This window comes from Micromonospora sp. NPDC049201 (genome assembly GCF_055586805.1).
This window is the reverse complement of the sequence record NZ_JBVJHM010000008.1, coordinates 112,639-128,913: the sequence shown is the minus strand read 5'-3', so window position 1 is coordinate 128,913 and position 16,275 is coordinate 112,639. Positions and strand designations below refer to the sequence as shown.

The window sequence follows — 16,275 nt, the reverse complement described above, 5'->3', positions numbered from 1 at the left end:
TCACGTTGATCCCCTCTCGCCGAACGGGGTCGGGACGGACCACCGGGGCGCCCGCCCCGACCCGGGAAGCACTCCAGGTGCCATCCGGGAGCGTTCACGAGCAACCTACAATCGGTACCGGTTGTAGGTCAACGACCGACCCACGATTGCTTGAGGTTGGAGGTGGATGCGTGATCGAATGGGCGTGCCATCCGGGGAGTGTGTATGCCCAAGCAGCAGTACCAGGTGCTCGCAGACGAGCTGAAGAGCAAGATCGATTCGGGAGAGTGGCCGCCCGGCCACAAGCTGCCGAGCCGCGCCCAACTGTGCAAGGAGCACGGCGTCTCCGACACCGTGGTCGGCAAGGCGATGATGATCCTTCGCGCGACCGGCCTCACCGAGACGCTGGAGGGCGTCGGCGTGTTCGTCGCCGACCCGAAGTAGGCGGGCCAGCACTCGGATCGGGTGGTGGCTCGGCCTCGGGAGCAGCATGTGCCTGGCAGAGGTAGCCTCACCGGCGTGCGAGTACGTGTCGAACAGACCGCCTTACCGGGAATCGGCGTACGTCATGACCTGATGACGGAATCCGGCCGCCGGCTCGGCGTGGTCTCCCATCGCAATGGCCGCCGCGACCTGGTCCTCTACGACCCGGACGATCCCGACTCCTGTCAGCACGACATACCGCTGACCGACGACGAGGCGGAGGCGCTGGCCGACATCCTCGGCGCGTCGCTGATGCTGGGTCAGCTCTCCGGGCTGCGCGAGCAGGCCGCCGGGCTGCTGACCGAGCAGATCGTGATCCCAGCCGGCTCGAAGTACGTCGGTCGGCGGCTCGGCGACACGAAGGCCCGCACCCGGACCAGCGCGTCCATCGTGGCTGTGCTGCGTCAGGGCGAGGTGAACGTCTCGCCCGACCCCACCTTCCGGTTCGAATCCGGCGACGTGGTCGTCGTGGTCGGCACCCGACAGGGGCTCGACGGCGTCACCTCCATCCTCGCCGAGACCGACCCGGACGGCTGACGCGTATGCACGAAACCCAAATCCTGCTCGTCGAGGTCGGCGCGCTGCTGCTCCTGCTCGGCCTGCTCGGCCGGCTCAGCCGTCGCGTCGGCGTCTCGCCCATCCCGCTCTACCTGCTCGCCGGCCTCGCCTTCGGGCACGGCGGCCTGCTGCCGCTCAACGCCAGCGAGGAGTTCTTCGCCGTCGGCGCGGAGATCGGCGTGATCCTGCTGCTGGTCATGCTCGGGCTGGAGTACAGCGCGAACGAACTGGTCGGCAATCTCCGCTCGGCCGCGCCCGCCGGGCTCATCGACGCGGTGTTCAACGCGCTGCCCGGCTTCGCGTTCGCGCTGCTGCTCGGCTGGGGCTGGGTCGCCGCCGTGGTGCTCGCCGGCGTCACCTGGGTGTCGTCCTCGGGCGTGATCGCCAAGGTGCTCGGCGACCTGGGCCGGGTCGGTAACCGGGAGACCCCGGTGATCCTCTCCATCCTGGTGATCGAGGACCTGGCGATGGCGCTCTACCTGCCACTGGTCACCGCGCTGCTCGCCGGGGTCGGCCTGATGAAGGGCGGCATCGCGCTCGCCATCGCGGTGTTCACCGTGGTCGTCGTGCTGGCCGTGGCGATCCGGTACGGGCACCTGATCTCCACCGCGCTCTCCGCCAAGGATCCGGAGGCGCTGCTGCTCGGCGTGCTCGGCCTGACCCTGCTGGTCGCCGGTATCGCGGCCAAGCTCCAGGTCTCCGCCGCGGTCGGCGCGTTCCTGGTCGGCATCGCGCTGTCCGGGCCGGTCGCGCACCACGCCACCCAGTTGCTGTCGCCGCTGCGGGACCTCTTCGCCGCGGTCTTCTTCGTGTTCTTCGGGCTGGTCACCAACCCGCTGGACATGCCGCCGGTGCTGCTGCCCGCGCTGCTGCTGGCCGTGGTGACCATGGCGACCAAGGTGGCCACCGGCTACCTGGCCGCCCGTCGGGCCGGGATCGCCGAGCCCGGACGCTGGCGGGCCGGCCTGGCGCTCACCCCGCGCGGTGAGTTCTCCATCGTCATCGCCGGGCTGGCCGTGTCGGCCGTCTACCCGGTGGAGCCGAAGCTGGCCGCGCTCGCCACCGCGTACGTGCTGATCACGGTGGTGACCGGCCCGCTGCTCGCCCGGCTGCCGGACACCACCTGGTTCAAGCAGTGGCTGCGCCGACGCGCCGCCGCCACCCGACCGGTCACGGTGCCGGTGGGCGACTGACCCCGTGGCCGGGCCTGATCGGCTGCTCAGCCGGTCCGGCCCGGCAAACGGTTGTCAAATTGATTCTGGGAAGGTCTACCACTGCTCCGCCGAAGCGCGTTAACGTGTCGCCCCAGCAGTCTGGGTCCGCGGGTGGCCGGAGCCCCCGTCAGCGTCAGCGGAAGGTCGGCCGGTGAACGTGCGGGAAGAGACGTTCCACGGCTTCGCCAACCCGGTCGACCCGTCGCCCGCCGAGCTGCGGGCCTGGGCGTACCAACCGGACTCGGTGCCGCTGGCCTCCATGCCACCGGACTGGGACCTGCTGGTCGCCGGTGACCACCTGGTGCAGACGCTGTTCGACCTGGCCATGGACCGGTCCTGCCCGGCCCGCCGGTTCGCGCTGCACTGCCTCTACATCTACGCCGCCGACGGCATCCGGACGAACTTCCGCGCACACCCGAAACGCCGCTTCCGCAAGCTCGTCGAGCAGGCCGAACGCGCCGGCGACGACCTGATGCGCAACTGGGCGCACAACAGCCGGGTGCTGCTCGCCCGTCCGGATCTCTTCGTCTACCGCGACTGGTGCGAGGGCGGCCTGGTGCGCGAGAACCGCCGCCTCTGACCCCACCCGCGGCACCCGGCCCGCGCGAAACGACGAACGGGCCGGGGCCCCCCGTGGGTCCCGGCCCGCACGTCGACGGATCGGTCAGGTCGATCCGCCCTGCTTCTTGCGCCGTTCGTCGTCCCTGGCGCGGTCCACACCGTGGTCGGTCTGGTCGGCGAAGCGCCCTTCCTTGACCTTGTCGCTGAAGCGGCCCTCGGTGACCCGGTCGAACCGCTCCTTGACGTTCTCGGCCACCTTCTCGAGGCGTTCCTCCGCGCGTTCCGCCACTTTCTTCGCCGGTTCCGCCATGGCTCCCCCCGCCAGCCCGGATTCCGTTTCAGGGCTTTCATCCCTGATCCGAAGCCTAGTGGAATCCACTCCGCCGCACTCCCTCTTCCGCAACCTCCGGCCGGCACCGGTGGGACGCCATGGATCCCTCCGCGGCCCGGAGACACCCATCGCGTTCCACCCACTTGCTCTGCAGCCAGGGGGGCAACGGGGGAGACGACGGAAGGCCGGCAACGGCCCCGGGAACAGCGGGGACGTGCCGGCCCTCGGACGAGCGCGAGCAGCAGGTGTCAGCGATCGGGGGTACGGCGGGGACGCCAGACCACGAGCGCGGTGGAGGTGCGGTTGGTGGGCACCAGGTCGCCGCGGGGGAAGCCACCCAGCGACTCCAGCTCGGCGATCCGCCGGTACGCGGCGTCCAGCTCCGCCTCCAGCCGGGCCACCCGCTGCTGCGCCTCCTCCAGCAGCCGCTCCAGCCCGATGATCCGCTTGACCCCGGCCAGGTTGATCCCGTCGTCCTGACTGAGCCGCTGCACCTCGCGCAGCAGCACCACGTCCCGGACGCTGTACCGGCGACCGCCGCCGGCCGCCCGGCCGGGCTGCACCAGGCCCAGCCGGTCGTACTGGCGCAGCGTCTGGGGGTGCATGCCCGCCATCCGCGCCGCCACCGAGATCATCAGAATCTTGGCTTCGTAGGCCGGGTCACCCGAGCCGACGTACTCCTCCGACATGCCCGCTCACCTCCGCTGCCGCCGTCAACTGAATCGACGTACCCGCGCGTCGAGATGTTCCCGCGCGGCGGGCGGGGTCTGTGCCGCGAAGGTCTCCAGCGCCGCCCGCGCCTCGTCCGACACCTTCGCCGGGACCACCACGTCGAGCGTGACCAGCAGGTCACCGGCGCGGCCGTCGTTGCGTACGACGCCCTTGCCGCGGGCCCGCAGCACCCGCCCGGCGGGGGTACCCGGTGGCACCCGCAACGTCACCGTGCCGTCCAGGGTCGGCACCCGCAGGTCGGTGCCGAGCACCGCCTCGGCGTACGTGATCGGGACGTTCAGGGTCAGATCGTCCCCGGTGCGTCCGAACAGCTCGTCCGGGCGCACCTTCACGTGCACGAACAGATCTCCCGCCGGGCCGCCCCGGTCGCCGGGTTCGCCGCGGCCGGCCAGTCGGATCCGCTGGCCGTCGGCCACCCCGGCCGGGAAGCGCACGGTCAGCGTGCGGGTCTTGGTGACCCCGCCGGTGCCGTGGCACTCCGGGCACTTCTCCTCGACGATCGTGCCGACACCCTGGCAGTTGCGGCACGGCTCGGAGAAGCTGAACGACCCCTGGTTGCGGGTGGTCACGCCGGCGCCGTGGCAGACCGGGCAGGCCAGCGGCGTGGTGCCCGGCTTCGCGCCGTTGCCGTGGCAGGTGTCGCAGACCCCTGGTGCGCGCAGCGTCAGCGGCAGCGTGACGCCGCGGACCGCGTCGGAGAAGTCCAGCGCCACCTCGGCCTCGACGTCCCGGCCCCGGGCCGGACCGCGCGGGCGTGCCCCGCCGCCGGCGCCGCCACCGGAGAAGATCGTGCTGAACAGGTCGGTGAAGCCGCCGCCACCGAACCGGGCGTCGCCACCACCGCCGGCACCACCGCCACCGCCGAACAGGTCGGAGACGTCGAACGGCGCGCCCCCGGACTGGCCCGCGCCGCGGGCGCCGCGCCGGAACGCGCCCGAGCCGAAGAGCGACCGCATCTCGTCGTACTCGCGACGCTTCTTCTCGTCGCCGAGCACCGCGTACGCCTCGGAGACGGTCTTGAACCGCTCCTCGGCCCCGGCATCACCGGGGTTGTGGTCCGGATGCGACTCCCGGGCCAGCTTCCGGTACGACTTCTTGATCTCGTCCGAGGAGGCGGACTTGTCCACGCCCAACGCGGCGTAGTAGTCCTTCTCGAGCCAGTCCTTGGAACTCACCGGTCCACCCCCTTCCACGGGTCGAATCCCGGTCGTCCCGCCCGCCCGGTGCGGGCGGGCGGGACGTCACGGGTCGGCACTACTCCGGGTCCGCGACCGCGACCAGAGCCGGCCGCAGCAGGCGCTCGCCGAGTTGGTAACCCCGGCGCATGACCTGCACGCAGGTCGGCTCGGTCACGTCGGCGGAGGTCTGGTGCGCCACCGCCTCGTGCCGGGTCGGGTCGAACGGGTCGCCCTTCTCGCCGAACGCGGTCAGGCCGAACTTGCCCAGCGCGGCGGTGAGCTGGTCGGCCACACTGCCGAACGGACCCACCAGGTCGCCGTGCTCACGGGCCCGGTCCAGGTCGTCGAGGATCGGCAGGAGCGCGGTGAGCACCCCGCCGGTCGCCTGCTCCTGGACCAGGTTGCGGTCGCGGTCGACCCGCTTGCGGTAGTTGGCGTACTCCGCCGACACCCGCTGGAGGTCGCGGGTGCGCTCCTCCAGGTCGGAGCGGAGCGACTCCAGCTCGGCGCCGAGCGGCGCCTTGCCGGTCTCGTCGCTCGGCTCGGCCGGCGCGTCGACCACGGGGGGCCCGGCGACGTCGGCGTCGCCGCCGATCTCGTCGACCACGACCTCGGCCTCCTCGACCAGCCCTTCGGCGGGCGCGTCGGCGGCGGCGTCGGCGGCGGACGGGTCGTTCGCCGGCTCCTCGGTCACCTTGCCGAGCTTGCGCTTGTCGCGGATGACGACCCGCGGCTCGTCGCCGGCGTCCTTGCCGGCGCCCGCGGAGCCACCCGGCGCCGACCCGGTGGAACCCGGGTCGGCCGCTCGTGGCGTGTCCGTCATGCGGTCACCTCATCCCTCTGCGGTGCGGATCGTGCCGGGACCGACTGTCACTTCTTGTCCTCGTCCACGATCTCCGCGTCGACCACGTCGTCGGCGCCGCCGGCCTGCGGACCGCCGGTCGCACCCGCGCCGGCACCCGGCCCGGCCGCACCCGCACCGGGAGCACCCGGCTCACCCTCCTGCTGCTGCGCGTAGAGCAGCGAGCCGGCCTGCTGGGAGACCTGGGCCAGCTTCTCGTGCGCGGCCTTGATCTTCTCGATGTCCTGCCCGCCGAGGGCGCTGCGCAGCTCGCCGAGCGCCTCGTTGAGCTGGTCCCGGTTCTCGGCCGGCAGCTTGTCGCCGCTCTCGGCGAGGAACTTCTCGGTCTGCCACTGGAGCGCCTCGGCGACGTTGCGGGTCTCCGCCTCCTCGCGGCGGCGCTTGTCCTCGTCGGCGTGCTCCTCGGCGTCCCGGCGCATGCGCTCGATGTCGTCCTTCGGCAGCGAGGAGCCGCCGGTGATCGTCATCTTCTGTTCCTTGCCGGTGCCCAGGTCCTTGGCGTGCACGTTGACGATGCCGTTGGCGTCGATGTCGAACGTGACCTCGATCTGCGGCACGCCGCGCGGCGCCGGCGGGAGGCCGGTCAGCTCGAACGTGCCGAGCTTCTTGTTGTAGGCCGCGATCTCCCGCTCGCCCTGGAACACCTGGATCAGCACCGACGGCTGGTTGTCGTCGGCCGTGGTGAAGACCTCGGAGCGCTTGGTCGGGATGGTGGTGTTGCGCTCGATGAGCTTGGTGAAGATGCCGCCCTTGGTCTCGATGCCGAGGCTCAGCGGCGTCACGTCGAGCAGCAGGACGTCCTTGACCTCGCCCTTGAGCACGCCGGCCTGGAGCGCGGCGCCGACGGCGACGACCTCGTCCGGGTTGACGCCCTTGTTCGGGTCGCGGCCGGTGAGCTGCTTGACCAGGTCGGTGACGGACGGCATCCGGGTCGAGCCGCCGACCAGGATGACGTGGTCGACGTCGGCGACCTTGATCCCGGCGTCCTTGACGGCCTGCTCGAACGGGCCCTTGCAGCGGTCCAGCAGATCCTGCGTCATGCGCTGGAACTCGGCGCGGCTCAGCGTCACGTCGAGGTGCAGCGGGCCGGCCGCGCCGGCGGTGATGTACGGCAGGTTGATGTTGCTGGTGGTGGCCGCGGACAGCTCGATCTTGGCCTTCTCGGCCGCCTCCTTGAGCCGCTGCATGGCCATCTTGTCCTGCGAGAGGTCGATGCCGTGCTCGCCGCGGAACGTCTTCACCAGGTGGTCGATGATCCGCTGGTCCCAGTCGTCGCCGCCGAGCTGGTTGTCACCGCTCGTCGATTTGACCTCGACGACGCCCTCGGCCAGCTCCAGCAGGGACACGTCGAACGTGCCGCCACCGAGGTCGAAGACCAGGACGGTCTGCTCCTTGGAGCCCTTGTCCAGGCCGTACGCCAGGGCGGCCGCGGTCGGCTCGTTCACGATCCGCAGCACGTTGAAGCCGGCGATCTCACCGGCCTCCTTGGTGGCCTGGCGCTGCCCGTCGTTGAAGTAGGCCGGGACGGTGATCACCGCGTCGGCGATCTGCTCGCCCAGGTACGCCTCGGCGTCCCGCTTGAGCTTCATCAGCGTCCGCGCGGAGATCTCCTGCGGGGTGTACTTCTTGCCGTCGATGTCGACGGTCCAGTTGGTGCCGATCTCCCGCTTGACCGAGCGGATGGTCCGGTCGGGGTTGGTCACCGCCTGGCGCTTGGCGACCTCACCGACGAGCACCTCGCCGTTGCGGGCGAACGCGACGATCGAGGGAGTCGTACGCGAGCCCTCAGCGTTGGCGATGACGGTGGGCTCACCGCCCTCGAGAACGCTGACGCAGGAGTTCGTCGTGCCGAGGTCGATGCCGACCGCACGTGCCATGTTCGCTTCCTCGCTTCATAACGGGTGAGCAGGTCGGTTGGCCTGCCCGGCGGGGTCGCCCGGAAGGCAGCCGCCACAAGTTGAGTGAACTTGACTCAATAGTGCCACGCGATCGGCAAACCGCAAGTCGGGGTTGAGTCGACTCGACGCAACCTGACCGTTATTACCGTCCGGTTGTCTTACCTTGCGTCGGTCGGGCACGCTTTAGCGGTGACGACGCATGGCGATTCCGCCACCCGTGCCGGCGCGCCCGCCGTCGCAGCCCGCACCGGAACCCCCACCGGCGACGACCAGCCCGCCGAAGCAACGGCGGCCCTGTCCGCCGCGCTCACCGAGCTGCGGGCCGCGATCGACGCGGCTCGCTTCCCGCTCGCCCTGCCCTCGGCCGAGTCGGCCCGGCACGCTGCCCGGAGCCTCACCGACCAGCTCGACGACTACCTGCTGCCGAGGTTGGCCCGACTCGACGCCCCGCTGCTCGTGGTGGTCGGCGGCTCGACCGGCGCCGGCAAGTCGACGCTCGTCAACAGCCTGGTCCAGGCGCGGGTCAGCGCGGCCGGGGTGCTCCGGCCCACCACCCGGTCCCCGGTGCTGGTCTGCAACCCGGCCGACGCCGCCTGGTTCCGCCAGGGCGAGCTGCTGCCCGGCCTGACCCGCACCACCGAGCCGAGCGAGCACCCAGGCACCCTCCAACTGGTCACCGCCCCGGCGCTGCCGGCCGGGCTGGCCTTCCTCGACGCCCCCGACATCGACTCGGTGGTGGACGCCAACCGGGCGCTCGCCGGGCAACTGCTCGCCGCCGCCGACCTGTGGTTGTTCGTCACCACCGCCGCGCGCTACGCCGACGCCGTGCCCTGGGAGCTGCTGCGCAGCGCCCGGGCCCGGGGCACCGCCGTCGCCATGGTGCTCGACCGGGTCCCGCCCGAGGCGGCCGACGAGATCGCCGCCCACCTGTCCGAGATGCTCGCCTCGCAGGATCTGGGCGCCGCGCCGTTGTTCGTGCTGCCGGAGACCTGGGTGGACGGGCAGGGCCTGCTGCCGGACCGGATGACCGCGCCGCTGAGCGGCTGGTTCGCCCGGCTCGCCGGCGACGCGGAGGCCCGCTCGGCGGTGGTCCGGCAGACGCTCGACGGCGCGCTGGCCGCCCTGCACCCGGTGGTCGAGGGGTTGGCCGACGCCGCCGACGAGCAGATGACCGCCGCCGAGGCGCTCGACGAACGGGTCCGGGCCGCCTACCGGGGTGCCGAGCGCACCGTCGACCAGGGGCTCCGGGACGGCCGGCTGCTCCGGGGCGAGGTGCTGGCCCGCTGGCAGGAGTTCGTCGGCACCGGCGAGTTCTTCCGCAGCCTGGAGGCGCGGATCGGCCGGCTGCGGGACCGGATGGTCGCGGCGGTCACCGGTCGGCCCGCCCCGGCGGCGGAGCTGCGGACCGCGATCGAGTCCCAACTGGTGACGCTGCTGCGCGGGGTGGCCGCCGAGGCGGCCGAGAACGCGTACACCGGTTGGAAGGCGCACCCGGCCGGCGCGGCGCTGCTCGAACCGGAACTGGCGTACGCGTCGGCCGACCTGCCGGCGCGCGGCGAGCAACTGGTCCGCGACTGGCAGCGCGCGGTGCTGGAACTGGTCCGCGTCGAGGGCGGCGACCGGCGGTTCGTGGCCCGCACCGCGGCGTACGCGGTCAACGCCACCGGCCTGGCCGTCATGATCGGCGTCTTCGCCTCCACCGCGTTCATCCCGACCGGCCTGGAGGTCGCCGCCGGCACCGGCACCGCGGTCGCCGGGCAGACCGTGCTCCAGGCCATCTTCGGCGACCAGGCGGTGCGTAACCTGTCCCGCAAGGCGCGGGTGGACCTGCTCGACCGGGTCGGCGCGCTGCTCACCGAGGAGGCCGCCCGCTTCCTGGCCCGCACCGAGGCCGCCCGCCCGGCCACCGACGCCGGTGCGGCGTTGCGCCAGGCGGCGGTGACGGTCGAGCGGGCCCGGCACCGCAGGGGCCTCACCACCGCCGACGGCGCCCCGTCGCCCACCACCACCGACCAGGACGGACGCCACCACCCGTGAGCGCGAGGAGCGAGCCGGGCCTGCGAGCCCCGCAGTCGCGAACAAGGACGGCATCATGACGAACCTCGTGGGACGGATGCGCGAGGCGTTCCGAAGCGACCAACGGATCGACCCGGACGTCCTGATCGCGCGCCTCCAGGCGGTCCAGCGTTTCCTCGGCGCGGTGGACGGCCAGGTGCCGGACGCCCAACTGGTGGCCGCGCACACCGTGGTCGAGCGGGCCGGCGACCGGCTCGCTCTCTCCGGCCGGCACACCGTGGTCGCGCTCGCCGGCGCCACCGGCAGCGGAAAGTCGAGCCTGTTCAACTCGCTGGCCCGGATGGACCTCTCCCCGGTCGGCGTGCGCCGGCCGACCACCGGCGTGGCCCACGCCTGCGTGTGGGGTCCGCTCGACGGCGCGGTACGCCTGCTCGACTGGGTCGGGGTGCTGCCCCGGCACCGGTTCGTCCGGGAGAGCCCGCTGGACGGCGACGACGAGTCCAACCTGCACGGTCTGGTCCTGCTGGACCTGCCCGACTTCGACTCGGTGCAGCACCACCACCGGCTGGAGGTCGACCGGCTGCTCGGCCTGGTCGACCTGGTGGTCTGGGTGGTCGACCCGCAGAAGTACGCCGACCGCGTGATCCACACCGGCTACCTGCGCGAGTTCCACCGGCACAAGGACGTGACCGTGGTGGTGCTCAACCAGGCCGACCGGTTGCACCCGACCGCGCTGCCCACCGTCCTCGACGACCTGCGCCGGCTGCTCGACGCCGACGGGCTGGGCGGGGTGCCGCTGCTGCCCACCGTGGCCACGGACCCGGCCGGGCTGGCCGGGCTGCGGGCCGAGCTGGAGAAGACGGTCGCCGAGCGGCAGGCCGCGCTGCGCCGGCTCTCCGGCGACGTGGACGCCGTGGTGACCGACCTCGAACCGCTGGTCGGGCCGGAGCCGCCACGCACCCGGCCGGGTGACGCCAGTGCCCAGGAGCTCACCCGGGCACTGGCCGGGGCGGCCGGTGTGCCGACCGTGGCGCAGGCCGTCCAGGGCGCGTACCGGCACCGGGCGGTGAGCAGCACCGGCTGGCCACTGGTGCGGAGCTGGCGGAAGCTGCGCCCGGATCCGCTGCGCCGGTTGCACCTGCCGGGGCGGGACCCGGACGCGCCGGCCGAGAGCCTGATCTCGGCCACCTCCGTACCGGATCCGACCGCCGCGCAGCGCTCGGCGCTGAACCTGGCCATCCGGGCGGTGGCCGACCGGTCCGGCGCCGACCTGCCGGCGCCGTGGCCGACCGCGTTGACGGCGGCGGCCCGGTCCCGGCTGGCCGAGCTGCCGGGCGCGCTCGACCACGCGGTCGCCGCCACCGACCTCGGTATGAACCGGCGACCGGCCTGGTGGCGGGTGGTCGGCGCGATCCAGTGGCTGGTCACGCTCGCGGCGGTGGGCGGCCTGGTCTGGCTGGTCCTGGGGTACGCGCTGCGCTTCCTCGGCCTGCCACCGCTGGAATACCCGAAGCTCGGCGAGGTGCCCTGGCCCACCGTGCTGCTGCTCGGCGGCCTGCTGGCCGGGCTGCTGGTGGCGGCGCTGACCCGGCCGGTGGTCGGGTGGGCGGCCCGGCGGGCCCGCGACCGGGCCGAGCAGCGCCTGCTCACCTCGGTCGGCAGCGTCGGCGAGAAGTACGTGCTGGATCCGGTCTGGGCGTTGCTGGCGCGGTACGGCGCGGCACGGGACGCGCTGCACGAGGCCGGCCGGCGCTGAATCGGGTGCGCGGAGCGGTGTGACGGCCGTCGGCGCGGCGTAGGGTCGATGCATGGCCACGCCACAGACCCCCTACGACGCGGTGCTGCACGCCGCGCGCGACGTGACGAGGCTCGACTCCGCCCTGGACGCGGAGATGCTCGGTGCCGCATTGCTGGGCAGCGTCTACGCCGTCGCGGAGCACGACCGACAGCGAGCCGTCCACGAGTTCGTGACCGGCTTCCTCGCCGCCACGTCACGCCGGCGCAGTGCCGCCGCGACCACCATCCGCGCCGTCTTCGCCGCCCTGGTGCCGGACGCCGAGGGCGCCGCCCGGGTCCGGCCCGGCGCGTACGCCCCGGCGTGGGCCGGTCAGCTCGGCCGGGTGCGCCTCACCGGCACCTGGGCGTACGGCGACGTGTACGGCGACCAGACCTCCTACCTGGCCACGTTCGCCTACGAGGACGAGGAGCAGGGCGGGCCGGAGCACGCCCTGGTGGCCCTCGTCGACCACAACATCGGCATCACCAAGGACGTGTTCGTCGGCGGTCCGGCGGCCCGGATCGTCGAGCAGGCCCGGGAGATCTGCACCGAGGACGAGCTGACCTGGTTCCGTGCCGAGGACCCGGCCCGGATGCACGCGGAGGTGGGCCGCCACCTGGCGGTCACCGACGACCTCGCCGAGTTGCCCGCCCAGGGCTCGCTCGCCACCGACCGGGCCCTGGTGGGCGCCCGCCTGGCGGCCCTGCCCGGGCCGCGACCGCCGATCGGGCCGGAGGTCGTGCCGCCGGCCACCGACGAGGAGCGGACCAGGCTGGTACGCGCCTTCCTCGACTCGCCCGAGGCCGCCCGTTTCGGCCTGCCCGAGGTGGCCGACGGCGAGCTGGCCTCGCTGCACTTCTGCCTGGGTCTGCTACTGGATCACGCGGCGAGCTTCCCGGACGCCGACCCGATGCGGTGGAGCCCGATGGTCGTCGAGCTGTTCCTGCTCGACTGGGTGCACCGTCGTGCCGTGCTGGACATGGACGACGCCGCGATGCTGCCCCGGGTGTTGCGGGCCTGGGCGGCGTACGCGGGCCGACAGCGTGGGCTGACGCCACCCGCGACCGCCCGGACGGACGAGGCGATCACCGAGATGGTCCCCGAGTTCGCCCGGCTCTACAGCACCGGTGAGCGGCGTAGCGCGGCCACCGCGGCGGTGGCGCAGTTGATGGCGGACGGGGTGGACCCGGACGACCCGGCGGCGCTGGACGCCTGGATCGAGGCGAACCGGCACCGCCTCACCGACGACCCCGCCTGAGCCGTTCCGGCTCGCCACTCGGCGACGGCCCCTGGCTCGGCTCCGACGTGGGCCCGGAGGTCGGCGCCGAGGTCGGCCCGGACGACGACGGCTCGGCGGTCGGCCCGGAGGTCGGCACGGACGTCGGCTCGGCGGTCGGTCCGGACGAGGTGCCGGTCGGCTCGGGGGTGGGCGCGGAGGAGGTGGTGGTGGGCTCGGGCACCGGGACCGGATCCTGCGCCGGTTCGGACGCCGAGGGCGTGGGCGAGGGCGTGGGCGAGGGCGAGGGCGAGGGCACCGGCGACGGCCTCGGCGGCCGGACCGGTGTGGACCGGGGCGGTTCGGGCGGGGCCACCGGCGCGGTGGCCGGCCGGGACCGACGCGCGGAGTCGAGGTCGCTCCTGTCGGGCGGGATCGGGGCGGCCGGGAACGCCGGTCGCGGCGGCGCGGTGGTGGTGACGGCGTCGACCGCGGGCGTGGACGCCGTCAGCACCGGGGCCGGCGTGGTCCGGGGCAGCGGGATGACCACCGGCCCGACGGAGGGCGTCGGGATGAACGGCGTGCCGGCGTCGGGCAGGGCGCTGTTCCCCACGGTCGCCGAGCCGGTGCTGATCGCGGCCAGGATCGGCATCGAGGCGGTACCGGCGAGCAGCGCCACGGTCAGCAGGTAGCCCCGGCTCGGGCCACCGACGCCGGGGGCGCGGTGCGCGCCGACCACCCGGCGGTAGCGGGCGGCGGGCAGGGCCCGGTGCCGGCCCAGGAAGGGGGCACCGGGAGGACCCTCTGGCTCGGACACCGGCACACTCCTCGTACGCGTCGACGGAACGGAACAGCACGCCCGAATATCCGGACAAAAGCGGCGTGAGCGCTCATCGCCAGCTTGACCGAGTGACAGTCAGTTCACCAGCCGCAACCGCGTGTCGACACACATTTTGTCCGCCGGGGCCCGTCACCTGTCGGGACAAAAGCGCTCATCCGTCGCGAAGCCGATGGAAGCTCACCGACGGGGGAGGCCATACTGTGGGCCCGCTCACCTCCTCTGCAATCATTCAGGCACGACGGCAACGCAGCCGCTACCTCCGCGCACCCCGCGGCTGGTGCGGAACGGCGCCGGCGCTCCCGGGCCTGGGTCCCCCGACGGACCCCGGCTCACGCCGCGCGGCAACCCTCACCGGGGCTAGGCGCGGTCGCCAGGGACCGACCCGGCAGCAGCCGGGCGGGCGCACGAGGTGCGCGGCTCGGGTCACCCCCGGCGGCGCAGACAGACAGGGAGAGACCGATGGCAAAGGGCGACCCCGGGGCCGCCACCCGCAGCAAGCGGGCCGCACCCCGTACCAGGCGCGCCGCCGCGACCGGCGAACCGGAACTCGTACAGCTGCTCACGCCGGAAGGCGAGCGGATCGAGACCGCGCTCGGCCCGGACGGGACCGAGTACCGCGTCGACTTCACCGACGAGGAGTACCGCGGGCTCTACCGCGACCTCGTGCTGGTCCGCAAGCTCGACGCCGAGGCGACCGCCCTGCAACGCCAGGGCGAGCTGGGCCTGTGGGCGAGCCTGCTGGGCCAGGAGGCCGCGCAGGTGGGCTCCGGCCGGGCGCTGCGCGCGCAGGACATGGCGTTCCCGACCTACCGGGAGCACGGCGTCCTCTACTGCCGCGGCATCGACCCGATCATGCCGCTCGGCCTGTTCCGCGGCGTCGACCAGGGCGGCTGGGACCCGAACGAGTTCAAGTTCAACATGTACACGATCGTCATCGGGGCACAGACCCTGCACGCGACCGGGTACGCCATGGGCGTCGCCATGGACGGCAAGACCGGCGGCGAGGACGGCGAGGCGGTGATCGCCTACTTCGGTGACGGCGCCACCAGCCAGGGCGACGTCAACGAGTCGTTTGTCTGGGCCAGCGTGTTCAACGCGCCGTTGGTCTTCTTCTGCCAGAACAACCAGTACGCCATCTCCGAGCCGCTGGAGCGGCAGACCCGCGTCCCGCTGTACCGGCGGGCCGGCGGTTTCGGCTTCCCCGGCGTCCGGGTGGACGGCAACGACGTGCTCGCCTCGTACGCGGTGACCCGGCACGCGCTGGACACCGCGCGCAGCGGCCAGGGCCCGTCCCTGATCGAGGCGTACACCTACCGGATGGGCGCGCACACCACCTCGGACGACCCGACGCGTTACCGGATCGCCAGCGAGGTCGAGGCATGGCAGGCCAAGGACCCGATCGCCCGGATGAAGGCGTTCCTGCTCAAGCAGCAGATCGTCGACGAGTCGTTCTTCACCGAGATCGACGAGCAGGCCCGTACCGAGTCGGTGCACCTGCGGGAGCGGGTGCTCAACATGCCCGACCCGCAGCCGGTCAGCATGTTCGACCACGTCTACCCGCACGGCTCCCCCGAGCTGGACGAGCAGCGGGCCCGGTTCTCGCAGTACATGGAGTCGTTCGAGGGGAGCGCGCACTGATGGCCACGGAGACGCTCACGCTCGGCAAGGCACTCAACACCGGTCTGCGACGGGCCCTGGAGAACGACCAGAAGGTCGTCATCATGGGCGAGGACGTCGGCAAGCTCGGCGGCGTGTTCCGGATCACCGACGGCCTCCAGAAGGACTTCGGCGACCAGCGGGTGATCGACACCCCGCTGGCCGAGTCCGGCATCATCGGCACCGCGGTCGGCCTGGCCATCCGCGGCTTCCGGCCGGTCTGCGAGATCCAGTTCGACGGCTTCGTCTACCCCGCGTACGACCAGATCGTGTCGCAGGTGGCGAAGATGCACTACCGCTCGCAGGGCAAGGTGCGGATTCCGATGGTCATCCGGATCCCCTACGGCGGCGGCATCGGCGCGGTAGAGCACCACTCGGAGTCGCCCGAGGCGTACTTCGCGCACACCGCCGGCCTCAAGGTGGTCACCTGCGCGAACCCGCAGGACGCGTACGTGATGATCCAGCAGGCCATCGCGTCGGACGACCCGATCGTGTTCCTGGAGCCGAAGCGGCGCTACTGGGAGAAGGGTCAGGTCGACCTGGACGCCCCGCTCACCGACGCGTACCCGCTGCACGGCGCGCGGGTCGCCCGGCCGGGCACGGACGCGACCGTGCTGGCGTACGGCCCGATGGTGCGCACCGCGCTGGACGCGGCCACCGCCGCCGCCGAGGACGGCCGGGAGCTGGAGGTCATCGACCTGCGGACGCTGTCGCCGCTGGACCTGACCGCCGCGTACGAGTCGGTGAAGCGCACCGGCCGCTGCGTGGTCGTGCACGAGGCGCCGGGCAACCTGGGTCTCGGGTCGGAGATCGCGGCCCGGATCACCGAGGAGTGCTTCTACTCCCTGGAGTCCCCGGTGCTGCGGGTGACCGGTTTTGACATCCCCTACCCGGCCGCCCGGGTGGAGGAGGAGTACCTGCCGGACCTCGACCGGGTGCTCGACGCCGTCGACCGCACCTTCGGCTGGTGAGC

At 72.8% G+C, this 16,275-nt stretch carries 15 protein-coding genes; 10 read left to right on the top strand and 5 right to left on the bottom strand.

The genetic code is table 11. The annotated features are described in order from the left end of the window. The first annotated feature begins 204 nt into the window (after window positions 1-204). The 4 genes from ACZ6O5_RS18805 (at window position 205) to ACZ6O5_RS18790 (ending at window position 2,814) form a co-directional block, all read left to right on the top strand. Window positions 205-423: a winged helix-turn-helix domain-containing protein gene (locus ACZ6O5_RS18805; RefSeq protein ID WP_465978674.1), complete on the top strand. Its 219-nt coding sequence runs from the start codon at window positions 205-207 to the stop codon at window positions 421-423. A gap of 75 nt (window positions 424-498) precedes the next feature. After that, window positions 499-999: a cation:proton antiporter regulatory subunit gene (locus ACZ6O5_RS18800; protein WP_107158231.1), complete on the top strand. Its 501-nt coding sequence runs from the start codon at window positions 499-501 to the stop codon at window positions 997-999. A 5-nt stretch (window positions 1,000-1,004) separates the two neighbouring features. After that, window positions 1,005-2,213, top strand: coding sequence for a cation:proton antiporter (locus ACZ6O5_RS18795; protein ID WP_465978672.1), 1,209 nt, complete (start codon window positions 1,005-1,007; stop codon window positions 2,211-2,213). Between the two features lie 172 nt (window positions 2,214-2,385). After that, the gene (locus ACZ6O5_RS18790; RefSeq protein WP_465978670.1) at window positions 2,386-2,814 is read left to right on the top strand and encodes a hypothetical protein; all 429 of its coding nucleotides are present in this window, start codon (window positions 2,386-2,388) and stop codon (window positions 2,812-2,814) included. An 84-nt stretch (window positions 2,815-2,898) separates the two neighbouring features. Here ACZ6O5_RS18790 and ACZ6O5_RS18785 read toward each other — a convergent pair whose 3' ends face one another. The 5 genes from ACZ6O5_RS18785 to dnaK form a co-directional block, all read right to left on the bottom strand. Continuing rightward, the gene (locus tag ACZ6O5_RS18785; protein ID WP_107158247.1) at window positions 2,899-3,105 is read right to left on the bottom strand and encodes a hypothetical protein; all 207 of its coding nucleotides are present in this window, start codon (window positions 3,103-3,105) and stop codon (window positions 2,899-2,901) included. Between the two features lie 269 nt (window positions 3,106-3,374). Then, window positions 3,375-3,815: a heat shock protein transcriptional repressor HspR gene (locus ACZ6O5_RS18780; protein WP_107158228.1), complete on the bottom strand. Its 441-nt coding sequence runs from the start codon at window positions 3,813-3,815 to the stop codon at window positions 3,375-3,377. Window positions 3,816-3,839: 24 nt separating this feature from the next. Continuing rightward, the gene (gene dnaJ, locus ACZ6O5_RS18775; RefSeq protein ID WP_465978667.1) at window positions 3,840-5,033 is read right to left on the bottom strand and encodes a molecular chaperone DnaJ; all 1,194 of its coding nucleotides are present in this window, start codon (window positions 5,031-5,033) and stop codon (window positions 3,840-3,842) included. A 79-nt stretch (window positions 5,034-5,112) separates the two neighbouring features. Continuing rightward, on the bottom strand, window positions 5,113-5,859 hold the full coding sequence (gene grpE, locus ACZ6O5_RS18770; protein ID WP_465978665.1) for a nucleotide exchange factor GrpE: 747 nt from the start codon (window positions 5,857-5,859) through the stop codon (window positions 5,113-5,115). 47 nt (window positions 5,860-5,906) lie between these two features. Continuing rightward, entirely contained in the window at window positions 5,907-7,775 is a 1,869-nt protein-coding gene (gene dnaK, locus ACZ6O5_RS18765; RefSeq protein ID WP_405091876.1) for a molecular chaperone DnaK, read from the bottom strand. Between the two features lie 210 nt (window positions 7,776-7,985). On the opposite strand from dnaK, the gene ACZ6O5_RS18760 reads away from it, so the two are divergent. The 6 genes from ACZ6O5_RS18760 (at window position 7,986) to ACZ6O5_RS18735 (ending at window position 16,273) form a co-directional block, all read left to right on the top strand. Continuing rightward, the gene (locus ACZ6O5_RS18760) at window positions 7,986-9,833 is read left to right on the top strand and encodes an ABC transporter (RefSeq protein ID WP_465978663.1); all 1,848 of its coding nucleotides are present in this window, start codon (window positions 7,986-7,988) and stop codon (window positions 9,831-9,833) included. A gap of 55 nt (window positions 9,834-9,888) precedes the next feature. Next, window positions 9,889-11,568, top strand: coding sequence for a GTPase (locus ACZ6O5_RS18755; RefSeq protein WP_465978661.1), 1,680 nt, complete (start codon window positions 9,889-9,891; stop codon window positions 11,566-11,568). A gap of 52 nt (window positions 11,569-11,620) precedes the next feature. Then, window positions 11,621-12,847 (top strand): hypothetical protein, encoded by a 1,227-nt coding sequence (locus ACZ6O5_RS18750; protein ID WP_465978659.1) that lies wholly within the window; start codon window positions 11,621-11,623, stop codon window positions 12,845-12,847. A gap of 47 nt (window positions 12,848-12,894) precedes the next feature. Beyond that, window positions 12,895-13,497 (top strand): hypothetical protein, encoded by a 603-nt coding sequence (locus ACZ6O5_RS18745; protein WP_465978657.1) that lies wholly within the window; start codon window positions 12,895-12,897, stop codon window positions 13,495-13,497. A gap of 608 nt (window positions 13,498-14,105) precedes the next feature. Beyond that, window positions 14,106-15,284: a pyruvate dehydrogenase (acetyl-transferring) E1 component subunit alpha gene (gene pdhA / locus ACZ6O5_RS18740; RefSeq protein ID WP_107158221.1), complete on the top strand. Its 1,179-nt coding sequence runs from the start codon at window positions 14,106-14,108 to the stop codon at window positions 15,282-15,284. After that, a complete protein-coding gene (locus ACZ6O5_RS18735; RefSeq protein ID WP_465978654.1) occupies window positions 15,284-16,273 on the top strand; it encodes an alpha-ketoacid dehydrogenase subunit beta in 990 nt (329 codons plus the stop codon). Before pdhA ends, ACZ6O5_RS18735 begins: the two co-directional genes overlap by 1 nt. The last annotated feature ends 2 nt before the right edge of the window (window positions 16,274-16,275 follow it).

Coding starts and splice junctions, on each gene's coding strand:
- ACZ6O5_RS18795 (WP_465978672.1), top strand. CDS start 1,005: ATGCACGAAACCCAAATCCTGCTCGTCGAGGTCGGCGCGCTGCTGCTC.
- ACZ6O5_RS18755 (WP_465978661.1), top strand. CDS start 9,889: ATGACGAACCTCGTGGGACGGATGCGCGAGGCGTTCCGAAGCGACCAA.
- ACZ6O5_RS18735 (WP_465978654.1), top strand. CDS start 15,284: ATGGCCACGGAGACGCTCACGCTCGGCAAGGCACTCAACACCGGTCTG.
- pdhA (WP_107158221.1), top strand. CDS start 14,106: ATGGCAAAGGGCGACCCCGGGGCCGCCACCCGCAGCAAGCGGGCCGCA.
- ACZ6O5_RS18805 (WP_465978674.1), top strand. CDS start 205: ATGCCCAAGCAGCAGTACCAGGTGCTCGCAGACGAGCTGAAGAGCAAG.
- dnaK (WP_405091876.1), bottom strand. CDS start 7,775: ATGGCACGTGCGGTCGGCATCGACCTCGGCACGACGAACTCCTGCGTC.
- ACZ6O5_RS18780 (WP_107158228.1), bottom strand. CDS start 3,815: ATGTCGGAGGAGTACGTCGGCTCGGGTGACCCGGCCTACGAAGCCAAG.
- grpE (WP_465978665.1), bottom strand. CDS start 5,859: ATGACGGACACGCCACGAGCGGCCGACCCGGGTTCCACCGGGTCGGCG.
- ACZ6O5_RS18785 (WP_107158247.1), bottom strand. CDS start 3,105: ATGGCGGAACCGGCGAAGAAAGTGGCGGAACGCGCGGAGGAACGCCTC.
- ACZ6O5_RS18750 (WP_465978659.1), top strand. CDS start 11,621: ATGGCCACGCCACAGACCCCCTACGACGCGGTGCTGCACGCCGCGCGC.